Consider the following 22169-nt stretch of genomic DNA (forward strand, 5'->3'; position numbering starts at 1 on the left):
GGTGCTCGGAGACCTTATGCCGCAGCTACGTGGACCGGCACGCCGTTCAGCGCGGCATTGCCCGACAACTCATCCAACTGCCGCTCGTCGGTCAGGTCGTTCGCGCTGGCACCCGGTTGACGGCTGGCGATCGTCATCTGCACGCCCGGACGCCCGTGGCCCCAACCATGCGGCAGGCTGACCACGCCAGGCATCATGTCCAGGCTGGCCGCGACCTCGACCTCGATCATGCCGATGCGCGAACTGACCTTCACCCGCTGCCCGTCGCTCAATTGGCGGCGGGCCAGATCCTCCGGATGCATGAGCAGTTGGTGCCGGGGCTTGCCCTTCACCAGGCGGTGATAGTTATGCATCCAGGAATTGTTGCTGCGCACATGGCGGCGGCCGATCAACAGCAATTCGTCGGCCGGTGGCAGCGGTTGTGCCGCGAAGCGCGCGAGGTCCGCCAGAATCACGGCCGGCGCGGCCTGTACCCGGCCATTCGCGGTTTTCAGGCGCGCGGCGAGATTGGGCGTCAGGGGCCCCAGGTCCACGCCGTGGGGGTGTTCGGCGAGCATTGCCACCGACAATTGGTGGCTGGAAGCATCGCCATACACGCCGGCGCGCAGGCCGAAGTCGATCATCTGCGCCGGTGGCAGGGTCGGCTTGAGCGCAACCCCGGTGTGCGCGGCAAACGCCTTGGCCAGGCCGACGAAGATCTCCCAGTCGTGCAGCGCGCCGTCAGGCTTGGGCAGGATCGCACGATTGAAACGGCTGACATTGCGCACCGCGAACATATTGAAGGTGGTGTCGTAGTGATCGTTTTCCAGCGCCGAGGTGGACGGCAGGATCAGGTCGGCATAACGCGTCGTCTCGTTGATGTAGAGATCGACGCTGACCATGAATTCCAGCCCATCCAGGGCCTGCTCCAACTGGCGACCATTCGGCGTCGATAGCACCGGATTGCCGGCCACGGTGACCAGGGCGCGGATCTGTCCTTCACCTTCGGTGAGCATTTCTTCCGCCAACGCCGACACCGGCAACTCGCCACCGTACTCCGGACGCCCCGACACACGGCTCTGCCAACGATTGAAATGCCCGCCGGAGGTGGAGGCCACCAGGTCCACCGCTGGCGTGGTACACAAGGCGCCGCCTGGACGATCCAGGTTACCGGTGACCAGATTGATCAATTGCACCAGCCAATGGCACAGCGTGCCGAATGCCTGGGTCGAAACGCCCATGCGCCCGTAACACACGGCCCTGTCCGCCGCGGCAAAATCCCGCGCCAACTGGCGGATCTGCTCGGCAGGCAGCGCGCACTGGCGGCTCATGGCCTCAGCGGTAAACCCGGCGATTGCGCGGCGCACGTCGTCCAGGCCGTCGACTGGCAAGTGACTGGCACGGGTCAGGTTTTCGGCAAACAACGTGTTGAGCAGTCCGAACAGCAACGCGGCGTCGCCACCGGGCCGTACAAACAGGTGCTGATCGGCAATCGCCGCCGTCTCGCTGCGCCGCGGGTCGACCACCACCACTTTGCCGCCCCGGGCCTGGATGGCCTTGAGGCGCTTCTCCACGTCGGGCACGGTCATGATGCTGCCGTTGGACGCCAGCGGGTTGCCGCCGAGGATCAGCATGAAGTCGGTGTGGTCAATATCCGGAATCGGCAACAACAGGCCATGGCCGTACATCAGGTGGCTGCTGAGGTGATGAGGCAACTGGTCGACCGACGTCGCGGAAAACCGGTTGCGTGTCTTGAGCAGGCCAAGGAAGTAATTGCTGTGGGTCATCAGCCCGTAGTTATGCACGCTGGGATTGCCCTGGTACACCGCCACTGAATTCTGTCCGTAGCGAGCCTGGATGCCCGCCAGTTTTTCGGCCACCAGCGCGAAGGCGTCTTCCCACGCAATCGGTTGCCATTCGCTACCCACCCGCAACATGGGTTGGTGCAGGCGGTCCGGGTCATTCTGGATATCCTGCAACGCCACTGCCTTGGGGCAGATATGCCCGCGACTGAAGGTGTCCAGTGGGTCGCCCTTGATCGACGTGATCGCCAGGCTGCCGTCTTCGGCTTGGGTGGTTTCCAGGGTCAGGCCACAGATGGCTTCGCACAGATGGCAGGCACGGTGGTGGAGAGTCTTGGTCATGGCCAGTCTCTTTATTAGGGCTTTGGCCTGACTATGGGCCGCGACTGCGGCGGGCACCAGCAACGTTCGTCGCGTGAATCGAAGGGCATCAGGCCAGGCCATGGGCAAGCGTGAGAAAATGTTTCAAAACCTGCCGAAGTGCCCCTGAAACCGACGCAGCCAGGCCTGGCCCCGCCCTCGCGGATTGCAAAAGGTCGCAGGGCCAGTGTACAAATGACCCGCTGCTGTCAGGAAATCGTCTTCAAAAGCGCTCTCGCGCCTGTCTGAACACCCCTAAACACCGTAGCCCTATTGGTAAGACGCGACATTTAATTATAAGATCGCGCCTTCCCCTATTTCGTCGCCCCGTGCGGCTTTCGCCGCAGGTCTCGCCCGTTTTCACAATAAACAAGGCTTTGAGTATCTGCGGTCTGTTGCAAAAAGGTAGTTAATGATGAGCGCAAGGCACTTTCTCTCCCTGATGGATTGCACGCCCGAAGAGCTGGTCAGCGTGATCCGTCGAGGCATTGAGCTTAAAGACCTGCGTAACCGCGGCGTACTGTTCGAGCCTTTGAAAAACCGCGTGCTCGGGATGATTTTCGAGAAATCGTCGACCCGCACCCGCTTGTCCTTCGAGGCCGGCATGATCCAGTTGGGTGGCCAGGCCATCTTCCTGTCGCCGCGTGACACCCAGCTGGGCCGTGGCGAGCCAATCAGCGATTGCGCGATTGTCATGTCGCGCATGCTCGATGCGGTGATGATCCGGACCTTTGCCCACAGCACCCTGACCGAATTTTCCGCGAACTCCCGGGTACCGGTGATCAACGGCCTGTCCGATGACCTGCACCCGTGCCAGTTGCTGGCCGACATGCAAACCTTCCTCGAGCACCGTGGCTCGATCCAGGGCAAGACCGTGGCCTGGATCGGCGACGGCAACAACATGTGCAACAGTTATATAGAAGCGGCGATCCAGTTCGACTTCCACCTGCGCATCGCCTGCCCGGAAGGCTTCGAACCGTCCGCCGAATTCCTGGCCAAAGCCGATGGTCGCGTGCAGATCCTGCGTGATCCAAAAGACGCGGTGGTCGGCGCGCACCTGGTAAGCACCGATGTCTGGACCTCCATGGGCCAGGAAGACGAAACCGCCAAGCGCCTGAAGCTGTTTGCACCGTTCCAGGTCACCCGCGCCCTGCTCGACCTGGCCGCGCCGGACGTGCTGTTCATGCACTGCCTGCCTGCCCACCGTGGCGAAGAAATCAGCCTCGATCTGCTCGACGACCCGCGTTCGGTCGCCTGGGACCAGGCAGAAAACCGTCTGCATGCACAAAAGGCCCTGCTCGAATTTCTGGTCGAACCAGCGTACCACCACGCATGAGCAAGCCATTACTGCTGAACCTGCGCAATCTGGCATGCGGCTATCAAGATCAGCGGGTGGTACAGAACCTCAACCTGCACCTCAACGCCGGCGACATCGGTTGCCTGCTCGGCTCCTCGGGGTGCGGCAAGACCACCACCCTGCGTGCGATCGCAGGGTTCGAACCGGTACACGAAGGCGAAATCAGCCTGGCCGGCGAAGTCATCTCCAGTGCTGGGTTCACCCTGGCGCCGGAGAAACGTCGCATCGGCATGGTGTTCCAGGACTACGCGCTGTTTCCCCACCTGGGCGTGGCCGACAACATCGCCTTTGGCATTCGCAAGCACCCGCAGAAAGACCGCGTGGTCGCCGAATTGCTGGAACTGGTCAACCTGAAGAACCTGGGCAAGCGTTTTCCCCACGAGCTGTCCGGTGGTCAACAACAACGCGTGGCCCTCGCCCGCGCCTTGGCGCCGGAGCCGCAATTGTTGCTGCTCGACGAACCCTTCTCCAACCTCGATGGCGAGCTGCGACGCAAGCTCAGCCATGAGGTGCGCGACATTCTCAAGGCACGTGGCACCAGTGCGATCCTGGTGACCCATGACCAGGAAGAAGCGTTTGCCGTGAGTGACCACGTCGGCGTGTTCAAGGAAGGTCGCCTGGAGCAGTGGGATACGCCCTACAACCTCTATCACGAACCGCTCACACCCTACGTCGCAAGCTTTGTCGGCCAGGGCTATTTCATCCGTGGCCAATTGTGTACGCCGGAATCGGTCAGCACCGAGCTCGGCGACCTGCGCGGCAACCGCGCGTATAGCTGGCCGCCAGGTGGCGCCGTGGATGTATTGCTGCGCCCGGACGACATCGTCTACGCACCGGACAGCGCATTGAAAGCGCGGATCGTCGGCAAGACGTTCCTCGGCGCCTCGACCTTGTACCGCCTGCAACTGCCGACGGGCGCTCAGTTGGAGTCGATCTTCCCCAGCCACGCCGACCATCAGGTCGGTGCAGACGTGGGGATCCGCGTCGCCGTCGAACACCTGGTGCTGTTCCGGGCTTCCGGCAGCACGGCGGCGCAGATTCCGCACACCGATTCGGGTGTGCGGCGCTACAGCCCCGCCAACTGAAGAAACCCGCTCCAGCCTTCGAACTCAGGCCCGGCCGATCGGCGCGAACGTGGCCTGGGTATGCTCGGCCAGAACCGCTGCGGACAGCTCTACTTCCAACCCCCGTCTCCCGGCGCTGACAAAAATCGTCGGGAACGGCTGCGCAGTAATATCAATAAAGGTGCGCAAACGCTTTTTCTGTCCCAACGGGCTGATCCCACCCAGCAGATAGCCAGTGGAACGCTGCGCCGCCGCCGGGTCGGCCATCTCGACTTTTTTCACCCCGGCGGCGTGCGCCAGGGCTTTCAAGTCCAGACTTCCGACGACCGGCACCACCGCCACCAATAATTCGCCCTTCTCGCTGCTCGCCAGCAAGGTCTTGAACACCTGCGCCGGGTCCAGACCCAACTTTTCCGCGGCCTCCAGGCCATACGAGGCAGCTTTGGGATCGTGTTCATAACTGTGAATGCGATGTTCGGCGCGAACTTTTTTCAACAAATCCAATGCAGGGGTCATGGACGCTCCAGGCGTGGCAAACGGATGGCCAATTCTAGGCCAAGCCCACACAAAACGCTCTAGTACGCCCCTCACTCATGGCAATACTTACTGTGGCGAGCGTGATCATTCATCAAACCTATAGTTCGAAAATGACTGATAGTTCACTTTCGACCTTTGACAGCAGTCATTCTTGTCTATATTTTTTCGTTTCCGAATACTGTAGGAATACATCCGCAGCATTCCAGCAGTAACCCGTGCCCGGGATGGGGATCCTCGACACGGTGAAAATCGCGCAAGGCCCGTTGAGGCCAGACGCCAGACAAGAACAACAAATTGAGGTTTTCCATGACAACTGCACTTCAACAGCCTTCACTTTCGAGCCAATGCATGGCCGAATTCCTGGGGACTGCGCTTCTGATCTTCTTCGGTACCGGTTGTGTCGCTGCGCTCAAGGTCGCGGGTGCCAGCTTTGGCTTATGGGAAATCAGTATCATCTGGGGGATCGGCGTGAGCATGGCGATCTACCTGAGCGCGGGCATCTCCGGGGCACATCTGAACCCGGCGGTCAGCATCGCCCTGTGTCTCTTTGCCGATTTCGACAAGCGCAAACTGCCCTTCTATATCCTCGCCCAAGTCGCCGGCGCCTTCTGCTCCGCGGCCCTGGTGTACACGCTCTACAGCAACCTGTTTTTCGATTACGAACAAACCCACCATCTGGTGCGCGGCACCCAGGCCAGCCTGGAATTGGCCTCGGTATTCTCGACTTATCCCCATGCACTGCTGAGCACGGCCCAGGCCTTCCTGGTGGAAATGGTCATCACCGCGATCCTGATGGGCGTGATCATGGCCCTGACCGACGATAACAACGGCCTGCCACGCGGCCCGTTGGCACCGCTGCTGATCGGCTTGCTGATCGCGGTGATTGGCAGCGCGATGGGCCCGCTGACCGGCTTTGCGATGAACCCGGCACGGGATTTCGGGCCCAAGCTGATGACCTTTTTCGCCGGTTGGGGTGAAATGGCCTTTACTGGCGGGCGTGATATTCCCTACTTCCTGGTGCCGATTTTCGCACCGATTGTCGGTGCATGCCTGGGGGCTGCAGCGTATCGCGGGCTGATTGCCCGTCACCTGCCAAGCGCCGCACCCGCTGTCGCCGAAACCGAAGACAGCGCCGTCAACGGCAACACCCGCATTTCCTGATAGCCAGCCTGGTCCACCCTGCCCCTTCGTGGCCCAGGCGGTTTACCCACTTCCTTATTTCTCGTCCAAGGCAATCGACATGACCGACATTCAGAATAAGAACTACATCATTGCCCTCGATCAGGGCACCACCAGTTCCCGGGCGATCATCTTCGATCGTGACGCCAACGTGGTCTGCACCGCCCAACGTGAGTTCGCCCAGCATTACCCGCAAGCGGGCTGGGTCGAACATGACCCGATGGAAATCTTCGCGACCCAGAGCGCGGTGATGGTCGAAGCCCTGGCCCAGGCCGGCCTGCACCATGACCAGGTCGCCGCCATCGGTATCACCAACCAGCGCGAAACCACCGTGGTCTGGGACAAAGTCACCGGCCGCCCGATCTACAACGCCATCGTTTGGCAGTGCCGCCGCAGCACCGAGATCTGCCAGCAGCTCAAGCGCGATGGCCACGAGCAATACATCAGCGACACCACCGGCCTGGTCACCGACCCGTACTTCTCCGGCACCAAGCTCAAGTGGATTCTCGATAACGTCGAAGGCAGCCGCGAACGTGCGCGCAACGGCGAGCTGCTGTTCGGCACCATCGACAGCTGGCTGATCTGGAAATTCACCGGCGGCAAGACCCACGTCACCGACTACACCAACGCCTCGCGCACTATGCTCTTCAACATCCATACCCTGGAATGGGACGCGAAGATGCTGGACATCCTCGATGTGCCACGGGAAATGCTGCCGGAAGTGAAATCGTCGTCGGAAATCTACGGCCGCACCAAGAGTGGCATTGCCATCGGCGGCATCGCCGGTGACCAGCAGGCCGCGCTGTTCGGCCAGATGTGCGTGGAACCGGGCCAGGCCAAGAACACCTACGGCACCGGTTGCTTCCTGCTGATGAACACCGGCGACAAAGCGGTGAAATCCAAGCACGGCATGCTCACCACCATCGCCTGCGGCCCGCGTGGCGAAGTGGCCTACGCCCTGGAAGGCGCCGTGTTCAACGGTGGCTCCACCGTACAGTGGCTGCGCGACGAGCTGAAAATCATCAACGACGCCCACGACACCGAATACTTCGCCGGCAAGGTCAAGGACAGCAACGGCGTGTACCTGGTGCCCGCGTTCACCGGCCTGGGCGCGCCGTATTGGGACCCGTATGCCCGTGGCGCGTTGTTCGGCCTGACCCGTGGCGTGCGCGTGGATCACATTATTCGCGCAGCTCTGGAGTCGATTGCCTACCAGACCCGCGACGTATTGGACGCGATGCAGCAGGACTCCGGCGAACGCCTTAAATCCCTGCGCGTGGACGGCGGCGCAGTGGCCAACAACTTCCTGATGCAGTTCCAGGCCGATATCCTCGGCACCCAGGTCGAACGCCCGCAAATGCGCGAAACCACGGCACTCGGCGCCGCCTACCTGGCGGGCCTGGCCTGCGGCTTCTGGGGCAGCCTGGAGGAATTGCGCGGCAAAGCGGTGATCGAGCGCGAATTCGAACCCCAGCTCGAAGAAGCGGCCAAGGAGAAACTCTACGCCGGCTGGCAAAAAGCGGTGAGCCGCACCCGTGATTGGGAACCGCACGAAGGCGCTGAATAAGCCCTTCGCCGGAACCACTTAGGGTTGTAACTGGCAGGGAGCAGATTCCTGCGTCATCATGGGCCACTTTTGTATGGCAGCCCAAAGGACGCCCAATGAATCTGCCTCCCCGCCAGCAACAAATCCTCGAACTGGTCCGCGAACGCGGCTACGTCAGTATCGAGGAAATGGCGCAGTTGTTCGTTGTCACCCCGCAAACCATCCGCCGCGATATCAACCAGCTGGCGGACGCCAACCTGTTGCGCCGCTACCACGGCGGCGCAGCCTATGATTCCAGCGTCGAAAACACCGCATACGCCATGCGGGCCGACCAGATGCGCGACGAGAAACAGCGCATCGGCGAAGCGATCGCCGCACAAATCCCCGACCATGCCTCGCTGTTCATCAACATCGGCACCACCACTGAATCCATCGCCCGTGCGTTGCTCAACCACAATCACCTGAAAATCATCACCAACAACCTCAACGTCGCCACCATGCTCAGCGCCAAGGACGACTTCGACGTGCTGCTGACTGGCGGGAGCGTGCGACGTGACGGCGGCGTGGTGGGCCAGGCCAGCGTCGACTTTATCAACCAGTTCAAGGTCGATTTCGCCCTGGTCGGCATCAGCGGTATCGATGAAGACGGTAGCCTGCTCGACTTCGACTACCAGGAAGTGCGGGTTTCCCAGGCGATCATCGCCAATGCACGCAAGGTGATCCTGGCGGCCGACTCGAGCAAATTCGGGCGCAATGCCATGATTCGCCTGGGCCCGATCAGCCTGGTGGACTGCCTGGTGACCGACCAGCAGCCGGTGCCGGCGCTGGTGCAGTTGTTGAACCAGCATAAGGTTCGGCTGGAAGTCGTCTAGCGCCTGCACTGATGCTATCGGGGGCAAGCCCCCTCCCACACTTTGATGTGTGAACCCATTCAAATGTGGGAGGGGCTTGCCCCCGATAGCGATTGATCCAGCCCCCATTTCCTTGAGCCTTCCCCAGGCACATGTTCACAAATTTTCCTTTTCTCGCCCTTCGATGAGTTTTTTCAATCGAAGTCGGGTGGCTGTGGGCGCGTTTATCAGCTACCATTTTCGGAAATGAACATTAATGTTCGATTTCCAATACGAAAAGATCGCGAGGCCAGCCGATGAACCCTTCCACCTTGCCTGCTCCACCGCTTGCCGAAGTCTATGACGTTGCCGTAATCGGTGGCGGGATCAATGGCGTCGGCATTGCAGCAGACGCAGCCGGGCGCGGGTTGTCGGTATTCCTTTGCGAAAAGGACGACCTGGCCAGCCACACGTCTTCCGCCAGCAGCAAGCTGATCCACGGTGGCCTGCGTTACCTCGAACATTACGAATTCCGCCTGGTGCGCGAAGCCCTGGCCGAACGCGAAGTCCTGCTGGCCAAGGCCCCGCACATCGTCAAGCAGATGCGCTTTGTGTTGCCGCACCGCCCGCACCTGCGTCCGGCGTGGATGATCCGCGCCGGCCTGTTCCTGTATGACCATCTGGGCAAGCGCGAAAAGCTCGCCGGTTCGAAAAGCCTCAAGTTCGGCCCCGACAGCCCGCTGAAAAGCGAAATCACCAAAGGCTTCGAATATTCCGACTGCTGGGTCGATGACGCCCGCCTGGTGGTGCTCAACGCCATGGCCGCGCGTGAAAAAGGCGCACACATCCACACCCAAACCCGTTGCGTCAGCGCGTACCGCAGCAAGGGCCTGTGGGAAATGAACATGGAACGCACCGACGGCAGCCTGTTCTCGATCCGCGCCAAGGCGCTGGTGAACGCCGCCGGGCCGTGGGTCGCCAAATTCATCAAGGAAGACTTGAAGCTGGATTCGCCCTACGGCATCCGTCTGATCCAGGGCAGCCACCTGATCGTGCCGAAACTGTACGAAGGCGCCCACGCGCACATCCTGCAGAACGAAGACCAGCGCATCGTGTTCACGATTCCATACCTGGACCACCTGACTATCATCGGCACCACCGACCGCGAATACACCGGCGATCCGGCGAAAGTGGCGATTACCGAAGGTGAAACCGACTACTTGCTCAAGGTGGTCAACGCTCACTTCAAGAAACAACTGAGCCGCGACGACATCGTCCACACCTACTCCGGCGTGCGCCCGCTGTGCAACGACGAGTCGGACAACCCGTCGGCCATCACCCGCGACTACACCCTGTCGCTCTCCGGCGGCGCTGGCGAGGCGCCGATCCTGTCGGTGTTCGGCGGCAAACTGACCACCTACCGCAAGCTCGCCGAGTCGGCGATGGCCCACCTGGCGCCCTATTTCACACAGATGCGCCCAAGCTGGACCGCCACCGCCAGCCTGCCGGGCGGCGAAGACATGAGCACGCCGCAAGCCCTCGCTGCGGCCATCCGTACCCAGTTCGACTGGGTGCCAAGCGAAATCGCGCGGCGCTGGTCCACCACCTACGGCAGCCGCACCTGGCGCCTGCTCGAAGGCGTGCAATCGCTGGCCGACCTCGGCGACCACCTCGGTGGCGGCCTGTACACCCGCGAAGTCGACTACCTGTGCGCCGAAGAATGGGCGACCCAACCCGAGGACGTGCTGTGGCGCCGCACCAAGCTTGGCCTGTTCACCACCCCGGAAGAACAGGCCAATGTGCGGCGTTATCTGTCCAAGGTGGAGCATAACCGCAGCAAGATCCAGGCGGCCTGACAGACTGCTCGTACAAAAGCCCCTGCGCCGCAAGGCCCGGGGGCTTTTTCATATCGGTTCAGCCATTCGGTTTTCCGAACAGCATTCCCCTGCGCGATTCGGTTTGCCGGACCTGGCCGTTATAAATTCTCGCTCATAAAAACTTAATTGCTATATAAATCATACAGTTAACCTTTTACTCGTGGACTGGCACGACTCATGCTCTACACTTCAGGACGATTGCCTGAGATGCCTCAGGAGCCGTCACGGGCATTCGCTGTATAAGAGAGCCGCTTAACCGGCTTCATAAAAAAAACAAATGTCGAGGAAGTATTGATGCGCATCGTTCCCCATATTTTGGGCGCAGCTATCGCTGCCGCTCTGATCAGCACTCCAGTTTTCGCCGCCGAACTCACCGGCACGCTGAAAAAAATCAACGACTCGGGCACCATCACCCTCGGGCACCGCGACAGCTCCATTCCGTTTTCCTACATCGCGGATGGTTCGGGTAAACCGGTGGGCTACTCCCACGACATTCAGCTGGCTATCGTCGAAGCCCTGAAAAAAGACCTGAACAAGCCCCAGCTGCAGGCCAAGTACAACCTGGTCACTTCCCAGACCCGTATCCCGCTGGTGCAGAACGGCACCGTGGACATCGAGTGCGGTTCCACCACCAACAACGCCGAACGCGCTCAGCAAGTGGCGTTCACCACCAATATCTTCGAAATCGGCACCCGCCTGCTGGTCAAGAAAGACAAGGATGGCAAGCCGTCCTATAGCGACTTCGCCGACCTCAAAGGCAAAAACGTCGTGACCACCGCCGGCACCACGTCCGAGCGCATCATCAAGGCGATGAACGCCGACAAGCAGATGGGCATGAACGTCATCTCCGCCAAAGACCACGGCGAGTCCTTCCAGATGCTGGAAAGCGGCCGCGCCGTTGCCTTCATGATGGACGACGCCCTGCTGGCCGGTGAAGAAGCCAAGGCCAAGAAGCCGAATGACTGGGTTATCACTGGTACTCCGCAGTCCTTCGAAGCCTATGCCTGCATGGTTCGCAAAGAAGATCCTGCGTTCAAGAAAGCCGTGGATGACGCCATCGTCGCGCTCTACAAATCCGGTGAAATCAACAAGATTTATAGCAAGTGGTTCGAAAGCCCGATCCCACCAAAAGGCCTGAACCTGAACTTCCCGATGAGCGACAAGGTCAAGGAACTGATCGCCAATCCGAGCGATAAGCCTGCGCCTGACGTAAAAATCTGATTTCTGGCTAACCTTATCTCCTGAGGGAGCCACTCCTCCCTCAGGCGTCTGTTACTACCTGCTGGCTATATTTTGGAACACTCGACCGGGCGGTTTTCGAGCCGATCGTGTGTGCCTGGCGTTCACCGTCAGGCGGGAACGGATTTTCCCCAAGCGGGTGCTTGTACATCGATCGATCTCGAGGGGAGACCCTAATGAATTACAACTGGGACTGGGGCGTGTTCTTCAAGTCCACTGGCGTTGGCAGCGAGACTTATCTCGACTGGTACATCGCCGGCCTGGGCTGGACCATTGCCATCGCCGTCGTGGCATGGATCATCGCCTTGCTGCTGGGCTCCATGCTGGGGGTCATGCGTACCGTGCCAAACCGTATCGTATCGGGCATCGCCACCTGCTACGTGGAACTGTTCCGCAACGTGCCGCTGCTGGTGCAGCTGTTCATCTGGTACTTCCTGATACCCGACCTGCTGCCGCAAAACCTGCAGGACTGGTACAAGCAAGACCTGAACCCGACCACCTCGGCCTACCTGAGCGTTGTGGTGTGCCTGGGCCTGTTCACCGCCGCCCGTGTCTGCGAGCAGGTACGCACCGGCATCCAGGCGCTGCCGCGTGGCCAGGAAGCCGCCGCCCGCGCCATGGGTTTCAAGCTGCCGCAGATCTACTGGAACGTGCTGCTGCCGCAGGCTTACCGGATCATCATTCCGCCGCTCACCTCGGAATTCCTCAACGTGTTCAAGAACTCCTCCGTGGCGTCCTTGATCGGCCTGATGGAATTGCTGGCGCAAACCAAGCAGACCGCCGAATTCTCGGCCAACCTGTTTGAAGCCTTCACCCTGGCCACGCTGATCTACTTCACCCTGAACATGAGCCTGATGTTGCTGATGCGCCTGGTCGAGAAGAAAGTCGCCGTGCCCGGCCTGATCTCCGTGGGGGGTAAATAATGGAATTCGATTTCAGCGGCATCATCCCCGCGATCCCCGGCCTGTGGAACGGCATGGTCATGACCTTGCAGTTGATGGTCATGGGCGTGGTCGGCGGTATTGTCCTCGGCACGATCCTGGCGTTGATGCGCCTGTCGTCCAGCAAGTTGCTGTCACGCCTGGCCGGCGCCTACGTGAACTATTTCCGCTCGATCCCGTTGCTGCTGGTCATCACCTGGTTCTACCTGGCGGTGCCCTTCGTGCTGCGCTGGATCACCGGCGAAGACACGCCGATCGGTGCGTTCACCTCCTGCGTCGTGGCCTTCATGATGTTCGAGGCCGCGTACTTCTGTGAAATCGTGCGGGCCGGCGTGCAGTCGATCCCCAAGGGCCAGATGGCGGCCGCGCAGGCCATGGGCATGACTTACGGTCAGACCATGCGCCTGATCATCCTGCCCCAGGCGTTCCGCAAGATGACCCCGTTGCTGCTGCAACAGAGCATCATCCTGTTCCAGGACACCTCGCTGGTCTACACCGTGGGCCTGGTGGATTTCCTCAACTCCGCCCGTTCCAACGGCGACATCATCGGCCGCTCCAATGAGTTCCTGATCTTCGCCGGTGTCGTCTACTTCATCATCAGCTTTTCCGCCTCGCTGCTGGTCAAGCGTCTGCAAAAAAGGTTTGCCGTATGATCTCTATCAAAAACGTCAACAAGTGGTATGGCGACTTCCAGGTGCTGACCGATTGCAGCACCGAGGTTAAAAAAGGCGAAGTGATCGTGGTGTGCGGGCCGTCCGGCTCGGGTAAATCCACCCTGATCAAGTGCGTCAACGCGCTGGAACCGTTCCAGAAAGGCGACGTGATCGTCGACGGCACGTCCATCGCCGACCCGAAGACCAACCTGCCGAAACTGCGCTCGCGCGTCGGCATGGTGTTCCAGCACTTCGAGCTGTTCCCGCACCTGACCATCACCGAAAACCTGACCATCGCGCAGATCAAGGTGCTCGGCCGCAGCAAGGAAGAAGCCACCAAGAAGGGCCTGCAACTGCTTGATCGCGTCGGCCTGTCGGCGCACGCCCACAAGCACCCTGGCCAGCTTTCCGGTGGCCAGCAGCAACGTGTGGCGATTGCCCGCGCCCTCGCCATGGACCCGATCGTCATGCTGTTCGACGAACCGACCTCGGCCCTCGACCCGGAAATGGTCAACGAAGTGCTGGACGTGATGGTGCAACTGGCCCAGGAAGGCATGACCATGATGTGCGTGACCCACGAAATGGGCTTCGCCCGCAAAGTGGCCGATCGCGTGATCTTCATGGACGCCGGCAAGATCATCGAAGACTGCCCGAAAGAAGAGTTCTTCGGCGACATCAGCGCCCGCTCCGAACGCGCGCAGCACTTCCTCGAGAAAATCCTGCAGCACTAAAAAAGCCACAGCTTGCTCCTCCTGTAGGAGCGAGCTTGCTCGCAAAAAACGGCAACGATGAAGCGCACATCCTGGATGAACGCGGTGCCCTTGGTTTTTTCGCGAGCAAGCTCGCTCCTACAGGAAGGGGTGAGCGGTAGCTGACCCAAGGCATCTGTGATGAAATGCGACCCCAACCTCTATCGCGCCGCGCCGCCATCACTTGCCGTGAAGCCTCGTCTGATCCGCCAACTGTTCCTGCCGCCGTTGATCATCGCCCTGATGATCGGCCTGGGTTACATCGGCTTCTGGATCAGTGAGTACTATGGCATCCGCACCCTCAGCGATACCGGCGAACGCCAGCTGGAGCTGCATGCCCGCACCGTCGAAAGCGAACTGAGCAAATACACGTACCTGCCCAGCCTCCTGGAACTGGAATCCAGCGTGTCCACGCTGCTGGCCGAGCCGAACCAGGACACCCGCAAGACCGTCAACGACTACCTCGAAGGCCTGAACCGGCGCAGCCGCAGTCGGGCCATCTATGTGATGGACACCACCGGCCGCGTACTGGCCACCAGCAACTGGCGCGATGCCGACAGCTACCAGGGTGAAGACCTGTCCTTCCGCGCCTATTTCCAGAACGCCGTGCGCGGCCAGCCCGGGCGTTTCTATGGCATCGGCAGCACCAATGGCGAACCCGGCTACTACCTGGCACACGGCCTGGAAGAGCACGGCAAGATCATCGGCGTCGCTGTGGTCAAGGTCCGCCTCGAAGCCCTGGAGGAACGCTGGAAACGCGCGCGTCTCGAAGCGTTTGTCAGCGACGAGAACGGTATCATCATCCTTTCCAGCGACCCGGCCCGCCGCCTCAAGGCCGTGCGCCCCCTGAGCGATGAGACCAAGGACCGCCTGGCGCACAGCCTGCAATATTACTGGGCTACGCTGAACGAGCTGGAGCCCCTGGCCCGCGAGCGCCTCAACGAAGGCACAGAAAAACTGACCTTTCCGGCCAACAGTGAAGTGGTGGCCGATGAGCACGAAGTCAGCTACCTGGCCCAGACCCGGCCGCTGAGCGACACGCCGTGGAATTTCACCCTGCTCACCCCGCTCAACGACCTGCGCCGTGCGGCGATCAACCAGGGCATCCTGGTGGCCGTCGCCTTTGGCCTGGTGGCGCTCCTGCTGATTGCCTGGAACGAACGACGCAAAGTCATCGCCACCCGCCTCGCCGCCCGGGAAGCCTTGCAGGAAGCCAACAGCCAGCTGGAACGCCGGATTGCCGAACGCACCGCCGACCTGCGCGCGAGCAACGAGCGCCTCAAGGGGCAGATTCGCGAACGCCGCCAGGCCGAGGAAACCCTGCGCCGCGCCCAGGATGAGCTGGTGCAGGCGGGCAAGCTGGCGGCCATCGGCCAGATGTCCACCAGCATCGCCCACGAATTGAACCAGCCCCTCGCCGCGTTGCGCACGTTGTCCGGCAATACCGTGCGCTTCCTCGAACGCGGCGCGCTGGATACCGCCAGCGCCAACCTCAAGACCATCAACGAATTGATCGACCGCATGGGCCGCATCACCGCCAGCCTGCGCTCCTTCGCACGGCGCGGTGACGACCAGGGCGAAGCCAGCCTGGGCAAGGCCGTGGATGCCGCGTTCCAAGTGCTCGGCGCACGCCTCGACAGCCTGCCTCTGACGCTGCACCGCGACTTTGCCCCGGCCCAATTGCAGATCGACCAGACGCGCCTGGAGCAGATCCTGGTCAATCTGATCGGCAACGCCCTCGATGCCATGCAAGCACAACCGGCGCCGGAACTGTGGCTGGAAGGCCACGAAGCCGACGGCAAATACCGCCTGCAGGTGCGCGATAACGGCCATGGCATCGACCCCGAGGCGCGCAAGCATCTGTTCGAACCGTTCTTCACCACCAAACCCGGCGAGCAAGGCCTGGGCCTTGGCCTTACGTTGTCCGCCAGCCTGGCCGCGGCCACCGGCGGCAACCTCGCCGTGGAGCATCCCGTCGGTGGTGGTACTGCCTTTGTCCTGAGCCTGCCGCTGGTGGGCGCTCAAACAGCCGAGTCGTCATGAACGTAGAAAAAAACCCTGACCTCACCGTCCTGATCGTCGAAGACGACCCCCACGTGCTGCTCGGCTGCCAGCAAGCCCTGGCACTGGAAGACATCCCCAGCGTCGGCGTGGGCAGTGCCGAAGAGGCGCTCAAGCGCATCGGCGAGAACTTTGCTGGCATCGTCATCAGCGATATCCGCCTGCCGGGTATCGACGGCCTGGAACTGCTCACCCGCCTCAAGGCCCTGGATAAAAGCCTGCCGGTGGTATTGATTACCGGGCACGGCGATATTTCCATGGCGGTCGGCGCCATGCGCAACGGCGCCTATGACTTCATGGAAAAACCCTTCTCTCCCGAACGCCTGGTCGACGTCGCGCGCCGCGCCCTGGAACAGCGCGGGCTGGCGCGGGAAGTCTGGGCGCTGCGCCGCCAGTTGGCCGAGCGCGACTCCCTGGAAGGACGCATCATCGGCCGCTCGCCGGCGATGCAGAACCTGCGCGAATTGATCGCCAACGTCGCGGATACCTCGGCCAACGTGCTGATCGAAGGCGAGACCGGCACCGGCAAGGAACTGGTCGCGCGGTGCCTGCATGATTTCAGCCGACGCCACGCTCACCCGTTCGTCGCGCTGAACTGCGGCGGCCTGCCGGAGAACCTGTTCGAAAGCGAGATTTTTGGCCACGAAGCCAACGCCTTTACCGGCGCCGGCAAACGTCGGATCGGCAAGATCGAGCACGCCCACGAAGGCACGCTGTTTCTCGATGAAGTGGAAAGCATGCCGATCAACCTGCAGATCAAGCTGCTGCGCGTGTTGCAGGAACGCACCCTCGAACGCCTGGGTTCGAACCAGAGCGTGGCGGTGGATTGCCGGGTGATCGCCGCCACCAAATCCGACCTCGACGAATTGAGCCGCGCCAGCCAGTTCCGTAGCGACCTGTACTACCGCCTCAACGTCGTGACCCTGGAACTGCCGCCTTTGCGCGAACGCCGCGAAGACATCCTGCAACTGTTCGAACACTTCCTGCAGCAATCATCCCTGCGCTTCGACCGCAGCGTGCCGGACCTCGACAACCAGACCCTGTCCAACCTGATGAGCCACGACTGGCCGGGCAACGTGCGTGAGCTGCGCAACGTCGCCGAGCGCTTCGCCCTGGGCCTGCCCGCCTTCAAGAAAAGCGGCGCCAGCAGCGGCAGCCAGGGCCTGGCCTTCACCGAAGCGGTGGAAGCCTTCGAACGCAACCTGCTCAACGACGCGCTGCAACGCAGCGGCGGTAACCTGACCCAGGCCAGCCAGGAACTGGGAATGGCCAAGACCACCCTGTTCGACAAGGTCAAGAAATACGGTTTGAGCCACTGAGGAACCGCGCGTGGATCTGATATTGAAGGCCGCCCTGGGCGCGGCGGTGGTGCTGATACTGGCCGCGTTGGCCAAGACCCGGAATTACTACATCGCCGGGTTGGTGCCGCTGTTCCCGACCTTTGCGCTGATCGCCCATTACATCGTCGGCAAAGGCCGTTCGGTGGACGATTTGAAGACCACCATCCTGTTCGGGATGTGGTCGATCATTCCGTACTTTGTGTACCTGGCGACGCTCTACGTGCTGGTCGATCGCCTGCGCCTGGAAGCCTCTTTAGCCGTAGCAGCGCTAGCGTGGTTGATGGCAGCGACTGTTCTGGTCAGCGTCTGGGTACGCCTGCAGACCTGACACACCACATTTAGAACAGTGCTGTGCCAGGCAACTCAGCGGACTATTTTGTCGATCTGAATCCCCAGCTTCTTCAGGCGATACCAGAAGCTGCGCTCGGAAATCCCGATCTTCGCCGCTGCCGCCGCCTGTACGCCATTGCTCTCGTGCAATGCCGCCTGGATGTAGGCTTTCTCCACCTCCGCCAGCGCCGCATCCAGGTCCTGGGGAATGCCCGGTCCGTCGCTGAGGATCGCCGTCACGCCGCCCTCGCTGGGCTTGGACGCGAACAGATAACCCGGCAAGTCGATATCTTCAATCACCGGCGATGACGCCACGATCGTCGCGCGTTCCACGCAGTTCTGCAGCTCGCGGATATTGCCCGGCCAGTGATACGCCGTCATGGCCTGCAAGGCCTCGGGGCTGAAACCGGTGATGCGTTTACCCGCGGTGACGCTCAAGGTCTGGGCGAAGTGCCGAGCCAGGGGCGCGATGTCTTCCACGCGCTCGCGCAAGGGCGGCAGCGGGATCGGGAACACGTTGAGGCGGTAATACAAGTCCTCGCGAAACTCCTTGTTGGCCACCGCCTCCAACAGGTTCTTGTTGGTGGCGGCGATCACGCGCACGTCCACCTTGCGCTCGCGGGGGTCGCCCACCGGTTCGATCACCCGCTCCTGCAAGGCGCGCAAAATCTTGGCCTGCAGCGCCAGCGGCATGTCGCCCACTTCGTCGAGAAACAGCGTGCCCTTGTCGGCCTGCATAAAACGCCCGACCCGGTCGGCCACGGCACCGGTGAAGGCGCCCTTGCGATGGCCGAACATTTCGCTTTCCAGCAGCCCTTCGGGAATCGCCGCGCAATTGACCGCGACGAACGGCTTGTCGGCCCGGCTGCCGTGCTTGTGGATGGCGCGGGCGACCATTTCCTTGCCGGTGCCGCTTTCGCCGGTCAGCAGGATCGTTGCGCTGCTGTCGCGCACCGAATCCACTGCCTGCAACACCTTGCGAAACGCCGGGCCGTCGCCCACCAGGCTGTCGAACTGCGCCTGCTCGTCCAGCTCGGCGCGCATGCGGGCGTTGTCGCGCATGATGTCGCGAAACTGCAGGGCCTTGGCCACGGTGATGTCCAACTCGTCGATATCGAACGGCTTGGCAATGTAGTCATACGCACCGTTGCGCATCGACTGTACGGCGTTTTTCACCGTGCTGTAGGCGGTCATCACGATCACCGGCACCTGGGAATAGCGCGCCTTGATCTCGGCCAGCAGCGCCGGACCGTCCATGCCCGGCATGCGCCAGTCGCTGATCACCAGGTCGATGTCTTCCTGCTCCAGCACTTTGAGCGCGTGCAGGCCGTTACCCGCCGTGAACACCTGTACGCCATTCTGGCTGAGGGCCGACGACAACAGGTCACAGAGCTTGGGCTCGTCGTCGACCACCAATATGTTATGCGTCATGAGTGTCCTCGTCGTCTTCGCCGATTGCCGGAATGTACAGGCTGAACGTAGCGCCGGCATCATTCTCGCTGATGCATTCGATGCTGCCGTCGTGACTTTCCATGATCGAATAGACTTTGGCCAGGCCCAGGCCGGTGCCGGAGGCCTTGGTGGTGACGAACGGGGTGAAGATGCGCTCGATCATATCCGCCGGGATACCCTGGCCGGTGTCGGCGACGCTGATGACCGTGTTGTCGCCCATCGAACGAATGCCCAGGGTCAGGCGGCCACCTTCGGGCATTGCATCGATAGCGTTGAGAATCAGGTTGAGGCAGGCCTGTTTGAGCTGCTTGGCGTCGGCATAGATGGTCGCGCCAGGCGCCTGGTCGTCGATGTGGGCGTCGATTTTGTGGCTGGCCAGTTCCGGGCTGCAGAAGCCGAGGATCTCCTCCACCAGCGCGCGCGCCGGTTGCAATACGCGCAGCGGCGCGTTGGGTTTGGCGAAATCGAGAAACTCGGTGATCAGGTCGTTGATCCGGCTGACTTCGCTGATCACATATTCCAGGTGGCGCTTGTCGGCTTCCGGCAAGTCGGCGCGACGGTGCAGCAGTTGGGTGGCAGTCTTGATGATCCCCAGCGGGTTACGGATTTCGTGGGCCAGGCCCATGGCGACTTCACCCAGGGCATGCAGGCGGTCGCGCCGGCGCAGCTGGGCTTCGAGGTGATGCAACTCCCCCAGCCGTTCGGTCATATGGTTGAAGGTGCTGCTCAATTGCGCCAGCTCATCGCCGCCGCTGACCACCACACGGTGGGCATAATTGCCCGAGATCACGGCGCTCACGCCCTGGGACAGATCGCGCAACGGTTGGGTCAAGCGCCGCGACACCAGCAGCCCCGCCGCCAGGGACAGTGCCGAGCTGAGCAGGAAAATCAGCACGAACAGGTTGCTCTGGTTCACCAGCCCGACCAGGCTGGTATGGCGCAGCAGGCCGCTGAAGATCACGCCTTGCAGCTCGCCGGCATCGTTGAAGATCGGCCAGTACAAACCGCTGTATTTGTTGGTGAACTGTTCGCTGGGTTGCTTGCTGCTGCGCATCTCGGCTTCGACGCCTTTCGGGATGTGCGAGGGGTGATCCATGAAGCGCTGGGTCGAGAAAATTTCCGAGAAACCGCCGGGGTTGGCCAGGTACAGGCGCAGGTCGAGGGAATGCACGTCGGCTACGCTGGTGAGGAAACTGCTGTCCAGGTAGGTGGCCACCAGCAGCACGTAGTCAACGCCGTCCTGGCTGGTCTCGAAAGTCGAGACCACGATGCCGGTATTCACCCCCGCCACTTGCACGGTCTGCAATGCGGCGTTGCTGGTCAGGTTGATCTGCTTGACGATGTCATCGGGCGCGGTGCTGAACACCACCCGGTGGTCACTGCTGCGAATCAGGGCCACCACGTCGATGTCCGTGGCTTCGGCGATATCGGCGGCGAGCCTGTCGTGCTTGGCCGCCTGCCGGTTGGAGGGCGGGCTGGCGTAGCGCAGGAACAATTTCGCCATGCGCGCGTTGTCATGCAGGATGTCGCCGATCTCGTCCTTGACGATCTTGGTCGATTCCTGCAGCCAGATCCGCACGTTGCTGTCGAAAATCTGCGACAGCGTGGTGGCGGCCAACTCGGCCGCGATCATGGTCGGAATCACACTGACCAGCCAGAACGCCAGCACCAACTTGCGCTGGACGCTCCAGCGCGAAATGGCAAAGGGGCGGGCTTTCTGGCGGGTCTTGGTGATCATCAGGTTTCGCTTATCGCAGCAGCCATGGCAGGGTCGGAACGATCCGGTCGAAGAAACATTTTCACGAGTCTGAGCAGGCCGTTGACCAGCCGGTTACGGTGGCGGAAGAACAGGCTGTTGCCCTGGAACTCGCACCCCAGCCGCAGCTTACTGGCATATCCGGCCTGGCCACACTCATACAACGCAATATTGTGTTGGATACAGTAGTCGACATTGGTCAACCAACTACGGAAGTAGAGGTTGTAGTCACGGGTAAACTCCACGTCGTGCCCGAAGAACTTGTCGACCAGCCGATGCTCGTCCACCAGCATCAGGTTGAACGCCACCAAGTGCTCGTCGACCCAGTAAAGAACACAGACCGCGCGTTGTTCAAGGCGTTCGAGCACGCCGGTGAAATAACTCGCGGGCAAGCGTTCGAACTGCAGCTCGGCACGGGTCAGCGTGGCTTCGTACAGGCGCATGACCTCGGGCAGCACATCGTCGATGTTGCGCCGCCACTCCACCCGCGGGCCTGGCGCGCGCAGTTTGCGCCGCAAGTCCTTGCGCGTGGATTTGCCCAGCGAACCCAGGTAAGCGTCCACCGAGCCGTAAGGCAGCGGCAATAAGCCCGTGGGCAAGCTCGGCATGCTTTGAAAGCCAGCCGCGCGGCAACTGTCGGCCCAGTGCGGGTCCTGCGTCGGGGCATCCTTGACCGCCACCAGGCCGATGCCGAACTCATCGGCGTCCTGGCGCGCCGCCAGCAGCAGGTGCTTGAGTAACAGCGCGCGCCGAACCTCAGGCACGCCACTGGCAAACCCGGCGTCACAACGCTCGGCCACCGGCGAACCGATGGCGTACAGCCCCACTTGCAAAACACCCGGCCACAGCCGCTCCAGCCGCGAGGTCAAGCGCTTGCCGACGCCCGACACCGTGGTATCGAGGCGGTAATGGGTGATGAACGCGGCCGCCACGGCCACCAGCGCGCCGTCTTCAAATACCGCCAGGTAGCGCCATTGAAAATCGTCGATCGCGGCGTTTTCCACGGCAACGTAGTAGTCCCAGTCCTCCAGCGCACCGGGAAAACAGTCGTTCCAGGCACTGCGCCGGATGGCCCGGATGGTCGGGAAGGCTTGGGTGGTTATCACATCGAATCCTT

The 22169-nt window shown here is 61.5% G+C and carries 18 protein-coding genes; 13 read left to right on the top strand and 5 right to left on the bottom strand.

Annotated elements, in window-relative coordinates:
* Positions 1 to 14: 14 nt before the first annotated feature.
* Positions 15 to 2123, bottom strand: a complete 2109-nt coding sequence (locus tag C8K66_RS21330; protein ID WP_102617512.1) for a molybdopterin oxidoreductase family protein — start codon at positions 2121 to 2123, stop codon at positions 15 to 17.
* 433 nt (positions 2124 to 2556) lie between these two features.
* Here C8K66_RS21330 and argF point away from each other — a divergent pair, with 433 nt between their 5' ends.
* Positions 2557 to 3477: an ornithine carbamoyltransferase gene (gene argF / locus C8K66_RS21335; RefSeq protein WP_026139754.1), complete on the top strand. Its 921-nt coding sequence runs from the start codon at positions 2557 to 2559 to the stop codon at positions 3475 to 3477.
* Entirely contained in the window at positions 3474 to 4583 is a 1110-nt protein-coding gene (locus tag C8K66_RS21340) for an ABC transporter ATP-binding protein (protein WP_108525868.1), read from the top strand. Before argF ends, C8K66_RS21340 begins: the two co-directional genes overlap by 4 nt.
* A gap of 24 nt (positions 4584 to 4607) precedes the next feature.
* On the opposite strand, the gene ybaK is transcribed toward C8K66_RS21340, so the two are convergent.
* Complete coding sequence (gene ybaK / locus C8K66_RS21345; protein WP_017844616.1) at positions 4608 to 5078, bottom strand: Cys-tRNA(Pro) deacylase; 471 nt, start codon at positions 5076 to 5078, stop codon at positions 4608 to 4610.
* Between the two features lie 327 nt (positions 5079 to 5405).
* On the opposite strand from ybaK, the gene C8K66_RS21350 reads away from it, so the two are divergent.
* From C8K66_RS21350 to C8K66_RS21405, 11 genes are all read left to right on the top strand, one after another.
* Positions 5406 to 6260 (top strand): MIP/aquaporin family protein, encoded by an 855-nt coding sequence (locus tag C8K66_RS21350; RefSeq protein ID WP_026139753.1) that lies wholly within the window; start codon positions 5406 to 5408, stop codon positions 6258 to 6260.
* Positions 6261 to 6339: 79 nt separating this feature from the next.
* A complete protein-coding gene (gene glpK, locus C8K66_RS21355; RefSeq protein WP_017844614.1) occupies positions 6340 to 7845 on the top strand; it encodes a glycerol kinase GlpK in 1506 nt (501 codons plus the stop codon).
* 95 nt (positions 7846 to 7940) lie between these two features.
* On the top strand, positions 7941 to 8696 hold the full coding sequence (locus C8K66_RS21360) for a DeoR/GlpR family transcriptional regulator (protein WP_017844613.1): 756 nt from the start codon (positions 7941 to 7943) through the stop codon (positions 8694 to 8696).
* A 275-nt stretch (positions 8697 to 8971) separates the two neighbouring features.
* Positions 8972 to 10510 (top strand): glycerol-3-phosphate dehydrogenase, encoded by a 1539-nt coding sequence (glpD, locus tag C8K66_RS21365; RefSeq protein WP_057004346.1) that lies wholly within the window; start codon positions 8972 to 8974, stop codon positions 10508 to 10510.
* Between the two features lie 315 nt (positions 10511 to 10825).
* Positions 10826 to 11752, top strand: coding sequence for a glutamate/aspartate ABC transporter substrate-binding protein (locus C8K66_RS21370; protein ID WP_017844611.1), 927 nt, complete (start codon positions 10826 to 10828; stop codon positions 11750 to 11752).
* Positions 11753 to 11946: 194 nt separating this feature from the next.
* Entirely contained in the window at positions 11947 to 12693 is a 747-nt protein-coding gene (locus C8K66_RS21375; protein WP_017844610.1) for an amino acid ABC transporter permease, read from the top strand.
* Positions 12693 to 13364, top strand: coding sequence for an amino acid ABC transporter permease (locus C8K66_RS21380; protein WP_046384547.1), 672 nt, complete (start codon positions 12693 to 12695; stop codon positions 13362 to 13364). Before C8K66_RS21375 ends, C8K66_RS21380 begins: the two co-directional genes overlap by 1 nt.
* Complete coding sequence (locus C8K66_RS21385) at positions 13361 to 14095, top strand: amino acid ABC transporter ATP-binding protein (RefSeq protein ID WP_017844608.1); 735 nt, start codon at positions 13361 to 13363, stop codon at positions 14093 to 14095. The genes C8K66_RS21380 and C8K66_RS21385 overlap by 4 nt, the downstream gene beginning before the upstream one ends.
* A gap of 159 nt (positions 14096 to 14254) precedes the next feature.
* On the top strand, positions 14255 to 16156 hold the full coding sequence (locus C8K66_RS21395) for an ATP-binding protein (protein ID WP_057004345.1): 1902 nt from the start codon (positions 14255 to 14257) through the stop codon (positions 16154 to 16156).
* On the top strand, positions 16153 to 17493 hold the full coding sequence (locus C8K66_RS21400) for a sigma-54 dependent transcriptional regulator (RefSeq protein ID WP_017844606.1): 1341 nt from the start codon (positions 16153 to 16155) through the stop codon (positions 17491 to 17493). Before C8K66_RS21395 ends, C8K66_RS21400 begins: the two co-directional genes overlap by 4 nt.
* Positions 17494 to 17512: 19 nt before the next feature.
* On the top strand, positions 17513 to 17842 hold the full coding sequence (locus tag C8K66_RS21405) for a GlpM family protein (protein WP_162231505.1): 330 nt from the start codon (positions 17513 to 17515) through the stop codon (positions 17840 to 17842).
* A gap of 35 nt (positions 17843 to 17877) precedes the next feature.
* Here C8K66_RS21405 and C8K66_RS21410 read toward each other — a convergent pair whose 3' ends face one another.
* The 3 genes from C8K66_RS21410 to C8K66_RS21420 are packed head-to-tail and all read right to left on the bottom strand — an operon-like array spanning position 17878 to position 22158.
* A complete protein-coding gene (locus C8K66_RS21410) occupies positions 17878 to 19275 on the bottom strand; it encodes a sigma-54 dependent transcriptional regulator (protein WP_108525870.1) in 1398 nt (465 codons plus the stop codon).
* Positions 19265 to 21034 carry a HAMP domain-containing sensor histidine kinase gene (locus tag C8K66_RS21415; RefSeq protein WP_057004343.1) on the bottom strand — a complete coding sequence of 590 codons (1770 nt, stop codon included), beginning with the start codon at positions 21032 to 21034 and terminating at the stop codon, positions 19265 to 19267. The genes C8K66_RS21410 and C8K66_RS21415 overlap by 11 nt, the downstream gene beginning before the upstream one ends.
* Complete coding sequence (locus C8K66_RS21420; protein WP_017844602.1) at positions 21034 to 22158, bottom strand: GNAT family N-acetyltransferase; 1125 nt, start codon at positions 22156 to 22158, stop codon at positions 21034 to 21036. The genes C8K66_RS21415 and C8K66_RS21420 overlap by 1 nt, the downstream gene beginning before the upstream one ends.
* Positions 22159 to 22169: the final 11 nt, after the last annotated feature.

The sequence above is a fragment of the Pseudomonas sp. GV105 genome, from assembly GCF_003058185.1.
Lineage (GTDB): Bacteria > Pseudomonadota > Gammaproteobacteria > Pseudomonadales > Pseudomonadaceae > Aquipseudomonas > Aquipseudomonas veronii.